11 protein-coding genes are annotated in these 14,647 nt (G+C 68.2%); 5 read left to right on the top strand and 6 right to left on the bottom strand.

What is annotated here, in order from left to right; all coding sequences use genetic code 11:
• The first annotated feature begins 10 nt into the window (after positions 1 to 10).
• The 4 genes from FO470_RS10285 to sseA all read left to right on the top strand — a co-directional run bounded on the left by FO470_RS10285 (position 11) and on the right by sseA (position 4,195).
• Positions 11 to 1,453 carry a cryptochrome/photolyase family protein gene (locus FO470_RS10285; protein ID WP_144342879.1) on the top strand — a complete coding sequence of 481 codons (1,443 nt, stop codon included), beginning with the start codon at positions 11 to 13 and terminating at the stop codon, positions 1,451 to 1,453.
• A 77-nt stretch (positions 1,454 to 1,530) separates the two neighbouring features.
• Positions 1,531 to 2,562: a cysteine synthase A gene (locus tag FO470_RS10290; protein WP_144342880.1), complete on the top strand. Its 1,032-nt coding sequence runs from the start codon at positions 1,531 to 1,533 to the stop codon at positions 2,560 to 2,562.
• Complete coding sequence (locus FO470_RS10295) at positions 2,562 to 3,275, top strand: alanyl-tRNA editing protein (RefSeq protein WP_144342881.1); 714 nt, start codon at positions 2,562 to 2,564, stop codon at positions 3,273 to 3,275. Before FO470_RS10290 ends, FO470_RS10295 begins: the two co-directional genes overlap by 1 nt.
• Before the next feature lie 71 nt (positions 3,276 to 3,346).
• Positions 3,347 to 4,195 (top strand): 3-mercaptopyruvate sulfurtransferase, encoded by an 849-nt coding sequence (gene sseA, locus FO470_RS10300; protein ID WP_144342882.1) that lies wholly within the window; start codon positions 3,347 to 3,349, stop codon positions 4,193 to 4,195.
• A gap of 105 nt (positions 4,196 to 4,300) precedes the next feature.
• Here sseA and FO470_RS10305 read toward each other — a convergent pair whose 3' ends face one another.
• The 4 genes from FO470_RS10305 to FO470_RS10320 all read right to left on the bottom strand — a co-directional run bounded on the left by FO470_RS10305 (position 4,301) and on the right by FO470_RS10320 (position 8,824).
• Positions 4,301 to 5,098, bottom strand: coding sequence for an amino acid ABC transporter ATP-binding protein (locus FO470_RS10305; protein ID WP_144342883.1), 798 nt, complete (start codon positions 5,096 to 5,098; stop codon positions 4,301 to 4,303).
• Between the two features lie 12 nt (positions 5,099 to 5,110).
• Positions 5,111 to 6,487: an amino acid ABC transporter permease gene (locus tag FO470_RS10310; protein WP_144342884.1), complete on the bottom strand. Its 1,377-nt coding sequence runs from the start codon at positions 6,485 to 6,487 to the stop codon at positions 5,111 to 5,113.
• Between the two features lie 9 nt (positions 6,488 to 6,496).
• A complete protein-coding gene (locus FO470_RS10315; RefSeq protein ID WP_144342885.1) occupies positions 6,497 to 7,690 on the bottom strand; it encodes an amino acid ABC transporter permease in 1,194 nt (397 codons plus the stop codon).
• A 111-nt stretch (positions 7,691 to 7,801) separates the two neighbouring features.
• Complete coding sequence (locus FO470_RS10320) at positions 7,802 to 8,824, bottom strand: amino acid ABC transporter substrate-binding protein (protein WP_186291920.1); 1,023 nt, start codon at positions 8,822 to 8,824, stop codon at positions 7,802 to 7,804.
• Positions 8,825 to 9,106: 282 nt separating this feature from the next.
• Between FO470_RS10320 and metC the strand changes: the two genes are divergently transcribed.
• Entirely contained in the window at positions 9,107 to 10,297 is a 1,191-nt protein-coding gene (gene metC, locus FO470_RS10325; RefSeq protein WP_144342887.1) for a cystathionine beta-lyase, read from the top strand.
• A gap of 38 nt (positions 10,298 to 10,335) precedes the next feature.
• Here the strand turns inward: metC and FO470_RS10330 are convergent, their stop codons facing one another.
• Positions 10,336 to 12,153, bottom strand: coding sequence for an ArnT family glycosyltransferase (locus tag FO470_RS10330; RefSeq protein WP_144342888.1), 1,818 nt, complete (start codon positions 12,151 to 12,153; stop codon positions 10,336 to 10,338).
• Positions 12,154 to 12,232: 79 nt separating this feature from the next.
• On the bottom strand, positions 12,233 to 14,521 hold the full coding sequence (locus tag FO470_RS10335; RefSeq protein ID WP_144342889.1) for a putative bifunctional diguanylate cyclase/phosphodiesterase: 2,289 nt from the start codon (positions 14,519 to 14,521) through the stop codon (positions 12,233 to 12,235).
• Positions 14,522 to 14,647: the final 126 nt, after the last annotated feature.

A 14,647-nucleotide genomic window follows, 5' to 3' on the forward strand; every position in this document is an offset into this window, starting at 1 on the left:
GTGTCCCGTGATGTCTTCCCCCTCCTGCGCCCTCGTCTGGTTCCGCGACGATCTGCGCCTCGACGACAATCCCGCCCTGAAGGCGGCGCAGGCGAGCGGCCGGCCGCTGGCTCTCGCCTATGTTCTCGACGAGGAAAGCGAGAGGCTGCGCCCGCTCGGCGGCGCGGCGCGCTGGTGGCTGGGGCGCTCGCTGGCGTTCCTTTCCGCCGCCATCGCCGCGAAGGGCGGCCGCTTGATCCTGCAGCGCGGCAGGGCGGGTGACATCGTGCCGGCGCTCGTCGAGGAGCTGAACGCCGCCGCCGTCTACTGGAACCGCCGCTACGGCGCCGCCGAGATCGCCGTGGACACCGCTCTCAAGAGCGCCCTGGCCGGCCGGGGCGTCGCGGTGGAGAGCTTCGGCGGCAGCCTGCTGCACGAGCCGTGGACGGTACGCACGCAGGCCGGCGATCCCTTCCGGGTCTTCACCCCCTTCTATCGCAGCGCCGGCAGGCAGGCGGTGCGGACGCCTTCGCGTGCGGACGATGCATGGTCCTTCGCCGGTTCCGCCCGGAGCGACCGGCTCGACGACTGGGCTCTGGAGCCGACGGCGCCGGACTGGGCCGCCGGCCTGCGCGCAAGCTGGACACCGGGCGAGCGCGGCGCGCGCGACCGCCTCGCCGCCTTCCTCGACGACGACCTCGCGGGCTACGCGACGCTGCGCGACCGCCCCGACCTCGCGCGCACCTCGCGCCTGTCGCCCCATCTGCGCTTCGGCGAAATCTCGCCGCATCAGGTGCTCGCCGCCGTGCGCCACGCGGCCGACGCAGGCACGGCATCGCCCGCCGACACGGAGAAGCTCATCAGCGAGCTCTACTGGCGCGAGTTCTCCTACCACCTGCTGTTCCATTTCCCGGACCTCGCCGGCACCAACGTCAATCGCCGCTTCGACGCCTTCGAGTGGCAGGACGATCCGGCGTTGGAGCGGGCGTGGCGCAGGGGGCGGACCGGCTATCCCATCGTGGATGCCGGCATGCGCCAGCTCTGGCAGACCGGCTGGATGCACAACCGCGTGCGCATGCTCGCCGCCTCCTTCCTCATCAAGCACGGGCTGACCGACTGGCGGCGCGGCGAGGCCTGGTTCTGGGACACGCTGGTCGACGCCGATCCGGCGAACAATCCCGCGAGCTGGCAATGGGTCGCCGGCTCGGGAGCCGACGCCGCCCCCTATTTCCGCATCTTCAACCCGGTGACCCAGGGCGAGACCTTCGACCCGGACGGCGCCTATGTCCGCCGCTTCGTCCCGGAACTCGCCGGGTTGCCGGCCGGGATCATCCACAAGCCCTGGACGGCGGCGCCCGAGGTGCTGCGCCGCGCCGGCGTGGTGCTCGGCGAGACCTATCCGTTCCCGATCGTCGAGCACCCCGCCGCCCGCGAGCGCGCCCTCGCCCGCTTCGCGCGCATTCGCGGGGATTGACGCTCAATCCGGTTGCCGAGCCGGTAATGGCCCACTAACTTCGTGGACCTTTCATAAGCGTAGAAGACACAAGCGCCATGGATATCCGCAACGGTCTCGTCGAGGCGGTCGGCAACACGCCACTCATCAAGCTCAAGCGCGCCTCGGAAGCCACCGGCTGCACCATCCTCGGCAAGGCGGAGTTCCTCAATCCCGGACAGTCGGTGAAGGATCGCGCCGCCCTCTTCATCATCCAGGACGCCGTGGCGCGCGGCCAGCTGAAGCCCGGCGGCGTCATCGTCGAGGGCACCGCCGGCAATACCGGCATCGGCCTCGCTCTGGTCGGCAACGCGCTCGGCTTCCGCTCGGTGATCGTGATCCCGGACACGCAGAGCCAGGAAAAGAAGGACATGCTGCGCCTCGCCGGCGCGACCCTCGTCGAGGTCCCGGCGGTCGCCTACGCGAATCCGAACAACTATGTGAAGGTGTCCGGCCGCCTCGCCGAGGCGCTGGCCGCCACCGAGCCGAACGGCGCCGTCTGGGCCAACCAGTTCGACAATGTCGCCAACCGGCAGGCCCATATCGAGACCACGGGCCCGGAGATCTGGGCGCAGACGAACGGCAAGGTCGACGGCTTCGTCGCGGCGGTCGGCACCGGCGGCACGCTGGCCGGCACGGCCATCGCGCTCAAGGCACGCAACCCGGCGATCCGCATCGCGCTCGCCGACCCGTTCGGCGCCTCGCTCTACAGCTACTACACCACGGGCGAGCTGAAGGCCGAGGGTTCCTCGATCACCGAGGGCATCGGGCAGGGCCGCATCACCGCCAATCTGGAAGGCGCGCCCATCGACACCGCCTACCAGATCCCCGACGCCGAGGCGGTGCAGATCGTGTTCGATCTTCTGGAGCATGAGGGCCTGTGCCTCGGCGGCTCCACCGGCATCAACGTCGCCGGCGCCATCCGGCTGGCGAAGGAACTCGGCCCGGGCCACACCATCGTCACCGTGCTGTGCGACTACGGCACGCGCTACCAGTCCAAGCTGTTCAACCCCGACTTCCTGCGCGAGAAGGGCCTGCCCGTGCCGGGCTGGCTGGAACGCAGCGTGGACGTCCCCAACGTATTGGTCTGATGGCAACCATTCTCCTCTTCCGCGACGACGCCTACCAGAAGGAAACCTCCGCCGTGGTGACGGCGCTGACACCGGACGGCGGCATCGCCGTCGACCGCACGGTGTTCTACGCCACCGCCGGCGGCCAGCCGGGCGACCGGGGGACGCTGGTGCGCGCGGACGGCAGCGAGATCGCCATCGAGACCGCCGTCTACGGCCCGTCGAAGGTCGACGTCATCCATGTTGCGGCGGTCGGCTCGCCCCTGCCCGAGCCGGGCGAGGCGGTGTTTCTGCGGCTCGACTGGCCGACGCGCTACAGGCGGATGCGCATGCACACGGCGCTGCACCTGCTTTCCGTCGCCCTGCCCTACCCGGTCACGGGTGGCTCGATCGGCGAGGAGGAAAGCCGGCTCGACTTCGACATCCCCGAAGCCGGCGTCGACAAGGACGAACTGACCGCACGGCTGGCCGAGATGATCGCCACCGGCGCCCGGGTGGGCGAGCGCTGGATCAGCGACGAGGAACTGCTCGCCAATCCGGGGCTGGTGAAGACCATGGCGGTCAAGCCGCCCATGGGCACCGGCCGGGTGCGCCTCGTCGAGATCGAGGGCCTCGATCTCCAGCCCTGCGGCGGCACCCATGTGCGCGGCCTCGACGAGATCGGCCCCGTGCAGGTGACGAAGATCGAGAAGAAGGGCCAGCAGAACCGCCGCGTGCGCGTCGCCTGGGCCTGACCTGCCGTCCCGGCCCTGCCACCCCGGCTCGGTGGCGCAGGCGCCATCCCAAGCTCCGCGAGGAACCTCCCATGCCCACCGACAGCCGCTTCGTCTCCACCGAATGGCTCGCCTCCCATCTCGGCGCGCCCAACCTCGTCATCGTGGACGGCTCCTGGCACATGCCCGCGACCGGCCGGAAGGGGCGCGAGGAATACCTCAAGGCGCACATTCCCAGCGCCGTGTTCTTCGACATCGACGCCATTGCCGATACGTCGAGCGGCCTGCCGCACATGCTGCCCTCCGAGACCATCTTCACCGCGGCGATGGAAGCGCTCGGCATCGGCAAGGACATGAAGATCGTCGTCTATGACAGTGTCGGCCTGTTCTCCGCGCCGCGCGTGTGGTGGACGCTACGCGCCTTCGGCGCCATCGACGTCGCCATCCTCGACGGCGGCCTGCCGAAATGGCTGGCCGAGGGCCGCCCGACGGAATCCGGCGAGGCGCCGTATCTGCCCGCCCGCTTCGACGCAAAGCTCAACCGCGCCTGGGTCGCCGGCATCGAGGACGTCGCCCGGCGGCTCGCCGACGGCAGCGCGCAGGTGCTCGACGCCCGCGCCGCCGAGCGCTTCCGCGGCGAGGTGCCCGAGCCGCGCGCCGGCGTGCGGCCGGGGCATATTCCGGGCGCGCGCAACCTGCCGGTCTCCGAGGTGGTCAAGGACGGCCGCCTCGCCGATCCGGCGGCGATCCGCGCCGCGGTGAAGGACGCGGGGATCGACCCGTCCGCGCCGGTCATCACCAGCTGCGGCTCGGGCGTGACGGCCGCCATTCTGTGGCTGGCGCTCGATGCCATCGGCACGCCGCCGCAGGCCCTTTATGACGGCTCGTGGACCGAGTGGGGCTCGTCCGACAAGCCGGTCGCGACCGGCCCGGCCGACTGAGCGCGGCACGACCCACAGCCTTTGTCCCGTCATGGCCGGGCTTGGCCCGGCCATGACGTCGTCCCGGTGAGGCGGCGTCGGGACGACGAAGGATGCGCGGGCGCCTCAGTGCAGGATCTGGCTGAGGAACAGCTTGGTTCGCTCGTGCTGCGGGTTGGAGAAGAACGCGTTCGGCTCGTTCATCTCGATGATCTGCCCGGCATCCATGAAGATCACCCGGTTCGCCACCTGCCGCGCGAAGCCCATCTCATGCGTCACGCAGAGCATGGTCATGCCTTCCTCGGCGAGGCTCACCATGGTCTCCAGCACCTCCTTCACCATCTCCGGGTCGAGGGCGGAGGTCGGCTCGTCGAACAGCATGATCTTCGGCTTCATACACAGCGCGCGGGCGATGGCGACGCGCTGCTGCTGGCCGCCGGAGAGCTGGCCCGGGTACTTGTTGGCCTGCTCGGGAATCTTCACCTTGCGCAGGAAGTGCATGGCGAGTTCCTCGGCCTCCTTCTTGGGCATCTTGCGCACCCAGATCGGCGCCAGAGTGAGGTTTTCCAGCACGGTGAGGTGCGGGAACAGGTTGAAGTGCTGGAAGCACATGCCGACCTCGCGGCGGATTTCGTCGATCCGCTTCAGGTCGTTGGTCAGCTCGATGCCGTCGACGATGATCGTGCCCTGCTGGTGTTCCTCCAGCCGGTTGATGCAGCGGATCATGGTCGACTTGCCCGAGCCGGACGGGCCGCAGATGACGATGCGCTCGCCGCGCAGCACCCGCAGGTTGATGTCCTTCAGCACATGGAACTCGCCGTACCATTTGTGAACACCGACGAGTTCGACGGCGACCTCCCGGCTCGGCGGCGTGTGCACGGCAGGCAATTCATCGCTCGGGACGATCGAATGAGCTTCGGTCATGAGAGGCCTCCGTCAATGCCGGTGAGAGGTGTTCAGCCGCCGCTCCACGAAGAGAGAATAGCGCGACATGCCGAAGCAGAAGAGGAAATAGACCAGGCCCGCGAAGGCGAAGCCGGTGTAGAGCGTAACCGGGCTCGCCCAGTTCGGATCGGTGAAGGACGCCCGGAGCTGGCCGAGGAAGTCGAAGATCGAGACGATCAGCACCAGCGTCGTGTCCTTGAACAGGCTGATGAAGCTGTTCACGATGCCCGGAATGACCAGGGTGAGCGCCTGCGGCAGGATGATGAGGCGCATCATCTGGCTCCAGGTCAGCCCCATCGCCATCGCCCCCTCGTACTGTCCCTTCGAGATCGCCTGCAGGCCGCCGCGCACCACCTCCGCCATATAGGCGGCGGAGAACAGCGCGACACCCACCAGCGCGCGCAGCAGGGCATCGGGATTGGTGCCTTGCGGAAGGAACAGCGGCAGCATGTAGGTGGCGAAGAACAGCACGGTGATGAGCGGCACGCCACGCCAGAACTCGATGAAGATCACCGACAGCAGCCGCACGATCGGCATCTGCGAACGCCGTCCGAGCGCCAGCAGGATGCCGAGCGGCAGCGAGGCGACGATGCCGGTCACCGCGATCACCAGCGTCACCAGCAGCCCGCCCCATTGCCGGGTCTCGACATAGGAGAGGCCGAAGTCGATGTCCCAGACGAGGACAAGGGCGCCGAACGCGAGGAAGACCCACATGGCGGCGCGGGCCGCCGCCCGGCCATTGCCGCCGAGGGCGGCGATGAGCCCGCCGACCACCGCCATGACGAGCAGCGCGGTCAGCACGTAATCGACCCAGAACGCCACGTTCACGCCGGCGACCGTGACATCGCCGGTGATCGCGTGCACGAGGCCGAAACGCTCGAACAGGAACGCCGAGGCGTTGATGTTGCCGCCGGTCAGCAGGACGAAGGCGATGATCGGGTAGGCCACGAAGAACAGCAGCGAATTCAGCCGCTTCAGCGGCCAGCTCGGCACCAGCAGCGGCACCATGAGCACAAGGCCGGCGGCGAAGACGATGTTGGGCCGCCAGCGCTGGTCGATCGGGTAGAAGCCGTAGATGAGCTGGCCGAACTTCGCCTTGATGAAGGGCCAGCAGGCGCCGACACCCGGGCCGAGGCAGGCTTCGCGGTTCTCGCCGGTCCATACGGCGTCGATCAGCATGAAGCGCACCAGCGGCGGCACCAGCCACAGCACGGCGAGAATGCCCACGATGGTCAGCATCGTATTGAGGACGCTGGAGAACAGGTTCTCGCGCATCCAGCCGATGGCGCCGACCCGGCGCACCGGCGGAGGAAGCGGTGTCACCATCTCGGTGCGGATGAAGGTTCCGTCGTCAAAGGTCATGCTCATGGCCGGCCCTCACCGTTCCACCAGCGCGACGCGCTTGTTGTAGGCGTTCATGATGAACGCCGTGATGATCGACAGAAGCAGGTACACGCCCATGGTGATGGCGATGATCTCGATCGCCTGGCCGGTCTGGTTCAGCGAGGTGCCCGCGAACACCGCCACGAGGTCGGGATAGCCGATGCCCACCGCCAGCGAGGAGTTCTTGGTCAGGTTGAGATACTGGCTGGTGAGCGGGGGGATGATCACCCGCATGGCCTGGGGGATGATGACGAGCCGCAGGGTCGGCCCGTTGCGCAGGCCCAGCGAGTGGGCGGCCTCGGTCTGGCCGTGGCTCACCGACTGGATGCCGGCGCGCACGTTCTCCGCGATGAAGGCGGCGGTGTAGGTCGCCAGCGCCAGGGTGAGCGCAACGAATTCCGGGATCACCCGCATGCCGCCGGCGAAATTGAAGCCCTTGAGCTCCGGCCGCTCGAAGGTGATCGGGAAGCCGGTGACGATCATGGCGATCAGCGGAATGCCGATCAGCATCGCGAGGTTGATCCACAGCACCGGGAGCCGGCGGCCGGTCTCCTCCTGCCGCCCGGCCGCCCAGTGGCCGAACAGGATCGCCAGCAGCAGCGCCAGCCCGATCGCCCAGAGCACGATGCCGTAGCCGTCACCGAACAGCGGGCGCGGGATGATGATGCCGCGATTGGACAGGAACACCTCGCCGAACAGACTGATGCTGTCGCGCGGGCTCGGCAGGGCGCTGAGCACGGCGAGGTACCAGAACAGGATCTGGAACAGCGGCGGCAGGTTGCGCAGCACCTCGACATAGGTGGTCGAGATCAGCCGCACCACGAAGTTCTTCGAGAGGCGGCCGATGCCGACCAGGAAGCCGATGATGGTGGCGAGGAAGATGCCGACCACCGCCACGAGGATCGTGTTCAGCAGGCCGACGACGAAGGCGCGGCCATAGGTCGAGGTCTCGGTGTAGGGGATCAGCGTCTGGCTGATGCCGAAGCCGGCGGTGTTGTCGAGGAAGCCGAAGCCGGTGGCGATCTTCTGCGCCGCGAGGTTGTCGCGGGCGTTCTCCATGAACATCCAGCCGAACACGACGACGAGTATCAGTGCGACGAGCTGCAGGCCGATGCTGCGTACTTTCGGGTCGTTGATGAACGACGCGCCTTTTGAATGCCCCTGAACGGGCTCGACCAGATCCGACATGATCCCCCTCGCCTCTTTCGAGGCCGATTAGCGTCCGGTGCCGGACTTTGCCGCCAGCTTGCCGGGGAAGAAGGAGCCCCCGGCCTTCGCCGGGAGCCCGTCAGAAAAGCGTCAGCGGATCGGCATGCCGTACTGCTGGCCGCCCTTGGTCCACAGCGCATTGGCGCCGCGCTCGAGCTTCAGTGGCGTGGCGGGGCCGACGTTGCGGTCGTACATCTCGCCGTAATTGCCCACGCCCTTGACGATCTGGAAGGCCCAGTCGTTGCCGATGCCCATGCCCTCGCCGAACTTGCCCTCGGTGCCGAGCAGGCGCTTGATCTCCGGGTTGGTCGCGGACTTCTGCTGCTCCTCGACGTTCTTGGAGGTCACGCCGAGCTCCTCGGCGTTGATCTGGGCGAAGAGCACCCACTTCACGATGTCGAACCACTGGTCGTCGCCATGGGCGACCACCGGGCCGAGCGGCTCCTTGGAGATGATCTCCGGCAGCACGACGTGGTCGTCGGGGTTGGTGAGCTTCAGGCGCTCGCCGGCGAGGCCGGAACGATCGGTGGTGAGCACGTCGCAGCGGCCGGCGTCGTAGGCCTTGACCACCTCGTCATTGGTCGCGAAGGCGATGACCTCGTAGGTCATGTTGTTGGCGCGGAAATAGTCGGCGAGGTTCTGCTCGGTCGTCGTGCCGGTCTGCGTGCAGACCGAGGCGCCGGAGAGCTCCAGGGCCGAGTTCACCTTCTTGTCCTTGCGGATCATGAAGCCCTGGCCGTCATAATAGGTGACGCCGGTGAAATTCAGGCCCAGCGAGGTGTCGCGGGTGATCGTCCAGGTCGTGTTGCGCGACAGGATGTCGATGTCGCCGGACTGCAGCGCGGTGAAGCGATCCTTGGCCGAGAGCGGCGTGAACTTGACCTTGGTGGGATCGTTGAAGATCGCGGAGGCGACGGCGCGGCAGAAGTCCACGTCCAGGCCGGTCCAGCTGCCCTTGTCGTCGGGCGACGAGAAGCCGGGCAGGCCCTGGCTGACACCGCACTGGACGAAGCCCTTGGCCTTCACCTGATCGAGCTTGGTCGCGGCCTGCGCGCCGGCGGCGCAGAGCCCGAAGGCCCCCGCGAGGGCGAACGTGGAGAGGAGGCGTTTCATGATGGCAGCCTTCTTCATTCGGATTTGAGCTGACGTACTCGCCGCGACGGCGCGGACAGCACGGGCGAAAGGAAAAGCAATTCGCATGCCGTGACGACGGTGAGGGAGCGGAGCATGCCTACTTCCTTCGTCTGACGGTAGCGGCGGATCGACCCCTCTCTCCGCCGCGCCAGACGCGGACGTCATCAGAACGCCGCAAACGGGTCCGGTCAAGCGCTTGACGCCGGCCCTCCCGTCCTCTCTCAATCGACCTTCGGCTGAACGCGTGAACAGGCATTAGGAATGGTAAAACAACCAGAAGGCTCGAACGCCCGCAGGTACTCCGTCGATACGGAACTCGTCACCGCCGGCCGCGACCCGCAGCGTTTTGACGGCTTCGTGAATACCCCGGTCGTCCGCGGCTCGACCGTGCTCTCCCCCACCGTCGCCGATCTGGAGGGCCATACCGGCCGCTACACCTATGGCCGGCGCGGCAACCCGACGCTGGAGGGGCTCGAGGTCGCGCTGGCCGGGCTCGAAGGCGGCGCGGGCGTGGTGCTCACCCCTTCCGGCCTCTCCGCCGTCAGCCTCGCCCTGCTCTCGGTTCTCGAGGCCGGCGACCACCTGCTCATGGTCGACAGCGCCTATCAGCCCACGCGCCGCGTGTGCAACGAGATCCTCCGGCGCTACGGCATCGAGACCACCTATTACGATCCGCTCATAGCCGGCGGCATCGCCGATCTCGTCCGGCCGAACACGCGCGCCATCTTCCTCGAATCGCCCGGCTCGCAATCCTTCGAAATCCAGGACGTGCCGGCCATCGTGGCCGTCGCGGCGCAGCACGGCCTGTTCACGCTGATGGACAACACCTGGGCGACGCCGCTCTTCTTCCGGCCGCACGATTTCGGCGTCGACATCTCGATCCAGGCCGGCACCAAATATCTCGGCGGCCATTCGGACCTCAACATCGGCACGATCTCCGCCAATGACCGCGCCTTCCGGCGCGTGCATCTCACCCATGGCGACCTCGGCATCACCGTGGCGCCGGAAGATGCCTTCCTCGCCGCGCGCGGGCTGCGCACCATGGGCGTGCGCCTCGCCCGCCACCAGCAATCCGCCATCACGGTAGCCGAATGGCTGGCCGGCCGGCCGGAAGTGCTGCGGGTTCTGCATCCCGCCCTGCCCGGCGGTCCCGGTCATGAGCTCTGGAAGCGTGACTTCAAGGGCGCCTCGGGCCTGTTCAGCATCATCCTGCAGCCCACGCCCAAGGCGGCGGTCGATGCGTTCCTCGACAGCCTCGACCTGTTCGGCCTCGGCTATAGCTGGGGCGGCTTCGAGAGCCTCGCCATCCCGTTCGACTGCTCCAGCTATCGCACCGCCACGCGCTGGGCGCCGGGAGGCCCCGGCGTGCGGCTTCATATCGGGCTGGAAGACCCGGCGGACCTCATCGCCGACCTCGAACGCGGCCTTGCCGTGCTCGCGACGGCGCGCTGAAAGCCGGCAGCGGTTCCGGGCGTTCGCTCGGGAATGCCCTAGGAACCGCTGCGATAGGGCGTCAGCCGCATCTCGCGCAGGCCGTTATAGTCGAAGCCGCGTATGTCCGCGCCGCGCTGGATGCGCAGGCCCAGCGCCTCCGCCCGGCGGGCGAAACGCGCTTCCTGCCGCCGCTCGACGAAGACGATGCGGCAGCCTCCCGCCTTGAGGAAATCGGCCGCCCCCGCCCCGTCGAAATAGCGTGGGGCCGTCGGCAGCAGGAAGGCGAGGCTCGGCTCGTCATACCCGGCCGCCCCGACCTGAATGCTCCCGCTCTGGACGGCGCAGCGCTCCTGCGCCGCCACGGCGACGAGGCGCGGCGACAGCCAGAAGCTTTCGATCCGCGGCAAGACGAGCTGCATCACGCCAAAGCCGGACACGAGCATGCCGACAATGGCCACCAGCGCCGATTTCTCAATGCCGTATTCCCGCACAGAGCCGGCCGCGATGACCAGCGCGAAGAAGCCGATGAGCAGCAGCGGCCAGGCAAGCACGCTCGTCGTGCGGTCGAGCACGGCGAGGCCGAGCAGGGCGGCCACGGCGATGACCGCGCCGATCAGCGGCCACAGCCAGAGCAGCCGCGCCAGCTTCGTGTTGCCGAGCGCCAGCGCGCCCCGTTCCACCGCGAGAGCGACGAGGATCGCGATCGCTGGCAGGGTCGGAACCACATAGGCCGGCACCTTGGTCGGCAGCAGCTCGAACAGCAGCCAGGCCGGCAGGACCCAGGCGAGCAGGAAGCGCACCGAACCCAGCCGGCGGGCCCTCCACACGATGGGCGCGGCGAGCGCGGCGAGCGGCGCGGCCGGCCAGAACAGCCCCCAGAACAGCAGGAAATAGACTCCCGGCAAGCCGCTGAAGCCCTGATAGTCCGATGCGACGCGGCCGAGCAGCGTCCGGGCGACCAGCCCCTCCTGCGTGTCGAACGCCCCGTAGCGCCGCAGCAGGAACCATCCCACGGCCACGGCGACGATAAGGGCCAGTCCCCCCATCGATCGCACCCGGCGGAGAAAACGCGCCGAGCGGTCGACGGCGACGAGCGCGACGAGCGGCAGCACCACGTAAAGCGGGGTCAGCAGGCCCTTGGCGAACAGCCCGAACGCCAGACCTCCCCCGAAGATCAGGGCCAGTCTCCGGTCCCGCTGTCTGCCGGTGACGTCATCGGGCGCGGCGTCGTGGCGCGCCGAAACATCGAGGGCAGAGGCATCACGGAAGGCAACATGGCGCTCGGCCAGGTAGAGCCGTCCCATCGCCCCCATCATCGCCGCGATGGCCGCGAGCAGCGCGGCTTCCGGTACGGCCAGACGCCCCGCCACGCCGAGCGCCACGCTGCCGGCCAGGAGACTGCCGGCGAACAGCGCCGCCCGCCGCCCGGTAAAGGCCAGTGCGGCCCAATAGGTCAGCAGAACGGCGGCAATGGCGGCGAGCAGCGACGGAAGCCGGTAGAACCAGATCCGCTGCATCGCCGATGGCACGCCGACGGCGTCCGCCGCCGCGACGATCGCCCCCTGGACCCAGTGCTGGCCGAAGGCCCGCGTCCGCTTTCCTTCCCAGCCCAGACGGGTTTCGGCGAGATTGCCGGTTTCCACCATCTGACGGGTGATCTCGGCAAAGCGCGCCTCGTCGCGGTCCACAGGAGGCAGCGAGAAGAAACCCGGCAGCAGGGCGGCGAGGCACAGCAGCACGAGGAAGAGACACGCATGGCGGTCGGAGCGGCTGCCGGCATCGAACAATTCGACGATCCGGTCGGGAAGACGCAGACCGCCTCGGGCATAAAGCGGCGCGTCCCGTCCGCTCCGGCCCGCACTCACTGACTTCATCTGGTGGAATCCCCGTCCCAAGCCGGCTGATCATACCAGAGGATTCGCCGGGATGGTGTTCCCCCCGCGCACCGCCGCGTCAGCCGGCGACGCTCACCACGGCGGCGGCGTTGCCGGGCGCCACCACGTCGGCGGGGTTCCAGGCCCGCAGCAGGGCGGGAATCCGCGAGGGCGGCAGGGCCTTGGAATAGAGGAAGCCCTGCGCCAGATCGCAACCATTGGCGCGCAGATAGGACGCCTGTGCGACCGTCTCGACACCTTCCGCGACCGTCTCGATGCCAAGGCTCTGCCCGAGATGGATCACCGCGCGTACGATGGCCGCGTCGTCGATGTCGTGCTCGATGTCGTGCACGAAGGAGCGGTCGATCTTGATGCGGTCGACCGGGAACTGCTTGAGGTGCGAGAGCGAGGCGTAGCCGGTGCCGAAATCGTCCAGCGCGATGCGCACGCCGGCATGGTTCAACGATTGCAGGCTGTGCCGCACCGTCTCCGTCCCCCTGCCGAGGAACACGGTCTCCGTCACCTCGATGGCGAGCCTTTCGGGCTGGATGCGCGAGCTGTCGAGCGCCGCGAGGACCCGTTCGGCGAGCCCGCCGCGGATGAACTCCGACGAGGCGACATTGATGGCGACATGGCCGAATTCGCACCCCTGCGCGACCCAGCCCGCCATGTCCCGCGTCGTCAGCGCCAGCAGGCGCTCGCCGATGATGCCGGCGAGATCGGGGTCGTCGAAGGCCTGCCCGAACTCCTGCGGGCCGAGCAGCCCGCGCCGCGGGTGCCGCCAGCGCATCAGCGCCTCGAAGCCGACGATGGCGCCGGTGCGCAGCGACACTTTCGGCTGGTAGTAGGGCTGGAACTCGCCATTCTCCAGCGCGACCCGGACGCGGGTGTAGAGCTGGATGCGCTGCTCGGTGGCCTGCTGCATCCGCGTGTCATATTCGACAGCCACCCCCCGCCCCGCCGCCTTCGCGCGATACAGTGCGATGTCGGCATTCTTGAGCAATGTCGAGGGATCGGTGCCGTGATCGGGCGCAACTGCTACTCCAATGCTACCACGGCAAGAAAGCGCCGTCCGCCGATAACTAAAAGGTTGGCGGAGGGTGGTTAGGAGGCGCTGGGCTGCAACGGTAGCATCGGTAGCAGTGTCGATGCGGTTGAGTAGCACGATGAACTCGTCGCCGCCGAGCCGCGCCACCGTATCGACCTCGCCGACGCAGGCGGTGAGCCGCCTTGCCGCCTCGATCAGCAGCGCGTCGCCGGCGTCGTGGCCGAGCGTGTCGTTGACGTCCTTGAACTGGTCGAGATCGACCAGCAGCACCCCGACATGGCGGTGCGAACGGCGCGAGCGGCGCAACGCCGCCTCCAGGCGCTCCCGCATCAGACCGCGGTTCGGCAGACCGGTCAGCGCGTCATGATTGGCCATGTGCCACATGCGCTGCTCGGTCTCCTTCTGCTCGGTCACGTCCTGCAGGATGCCGAAGGCCCGGACGACCTGCCCGGCCTCGGTCTCCACCTGACAGGACTTGCGCACCAGGCGATGGTTGCCGAGGGCGTCGACGAAGGGCAGCTCGATGTCGAAGGGCTCGCGGTTGCGCAGGGCCGTCTCGAACTTCTTCTGGAAATGATGCCGCGCCTCCGGCGGGAAGTGCGACAAGGCCACCTGCATGTCGGTCTCGACGCCCGGCGCCAGCCCGTAGATGCGATAGACGCCGTCGGACCAGCTCAGGCGCTCGGTCGCCACGTCGAACTCCCAACCACCGATGCGGGCCAGCCGCTCGGTCTGCGCGAGCAGACTCTGACGCCGCCATAGCTCGCGGCTCTGCATTTCCAGAAGGCTCTGGCTGATCCGCCGATGGTCGAGCTCGCGCTTGGTGCGCCGCGTCGCCTCGTGCAGCCGGAACTGGTCGACGATCACGCTCGCCAGATGCGAGATCAGCTCGATCTCGAAATCCGTCAGCGTGCGCGGCTCCGGCCCCCACAGGCACAGCGAGCCGATATTGAGACCCGCCCGCAGGGCCAGCGGAACGCCGGCGTAGAAGCGGATATGCGGTTCGCCGGTGACGAAGATGTTCTGGGTGAAGCGAGGATCCCGGCTCGCATCCGGCACGACCATCACCTCGGACGACATGATGGTCCAGGTGCTGAAGGAATGCTCGCGCGACGTGCCTTCCCAGTCGATGCCCGCCTTCGCCTTGAACCATTGCCGGTCGCGGTCGACCAGCCCGACGGCGACGCAGGGCACGCCCAGCATCTCGCGGGCGAGCATGCACACCCGGTCCAGCGCGGTGGAGGCTCCCGTATCGAGAATCTCCAGCGCATGCAGCTCGGCCAGCCGTTCGGCCTCGTTGTCCGGCGTCGGAAATGCCATCGCACACCCGGTGGGTCGGCAGCAGCGTGAGGACCAACGCGAAGAGAAGGTGCTGGACCCGCTCAGACCCGGCCAGGCCCCCACGGCAAGGCCGATATTCCCGTATACCAGCGCATCGCCGAGCGG

The organism is Ancylobacter moscoviensis (assembly GCF_007559435.1).
Lineage (GTDB): Bacteria > Pseudomonadota > Alphaproteobacteria > Rhizobiales > Xanthobacteraceae > Ancylobacter > Ancylobacter moscoviensis.

Bases quoted from the DNA above. Each gene is read 5' to 3' on its own strand.
- FO470_RS10295 (WP_144342881.1), top strand. From the start codon at position 2,562: ATGGCAACCATTCTCCTCTTCCGCGACGACGCCTACCAGAAGGAAACC.
- FO470_RS10310 (WP_144342884.1), bottom strand. From the start codon at position 6,487: ATGAGCATGACCTTTGACGACGGAACCTTCATCCGCACCGAGATGGTG.
- FO470_RS10290 (WP_144342880.1), top strand. From the start codon at position 1,531: ATGGATATCCGCAACGGTCTCGTCGAGGCGGTCGGCAACACGCCACTC.
- FO470_RS10305 (WP_144342883.1), bottom strand. From the start codon at position 5,098: ATGACCGAAGCTCATTCGATCGTCCCGAGCGATGAATTGCCTGCCGTG.
- FO470_RS10315 (WP_144342885.1), bottom strand. From the start codon at position 7,690: ATGTCGGATCTGGTCGAGCCCGTTCAGGGGCATTCAAAAGGCGCGTCG.
- sseA (WP_144342882.1), top strand. From the start codon at position 3,347: ATGCCCACCGACAGCCGCTTCGTCTCCACCGAATGGCTCGCCTCCCAT.
- FO470_RS10285 (WP_144342879.1), top strand. From the start codon at position 11: ATGTCTTCCCCCTCCTGCGCCCTCGTCTGGTTCCGCGACGATCTGCGC.
- FO470_RS10335 (WP_144342889.1), bottom strand. From the start codon at position 14,521: ATGGCATTTCCGACGCCGGACAACGAGGCCGAACGGCTGGCCGAGCTG.
- metC (WP_144342887.1), top strand. From the start codon at position 9,107: ATGGTAAAACAACCAGAAGGCTCGAACGCCCGCAGGTACTCCGTCGAT.
- FO470_RS10330 (WP_144342888.1), bottom strand. From the start codon at position 12,153: ATGAAGTCAGTGAGTGCGGGCCGGAGCGGACGGGACGCGCCGCTTTAT.
- FO470_RS10320 (WP_186291920.1), bottom strand. From the start codon at position 8,824: ATGAAACGCCTCCTCTCCACGTTCGCCCTCGCGGGGGCCTTCGGGCTC.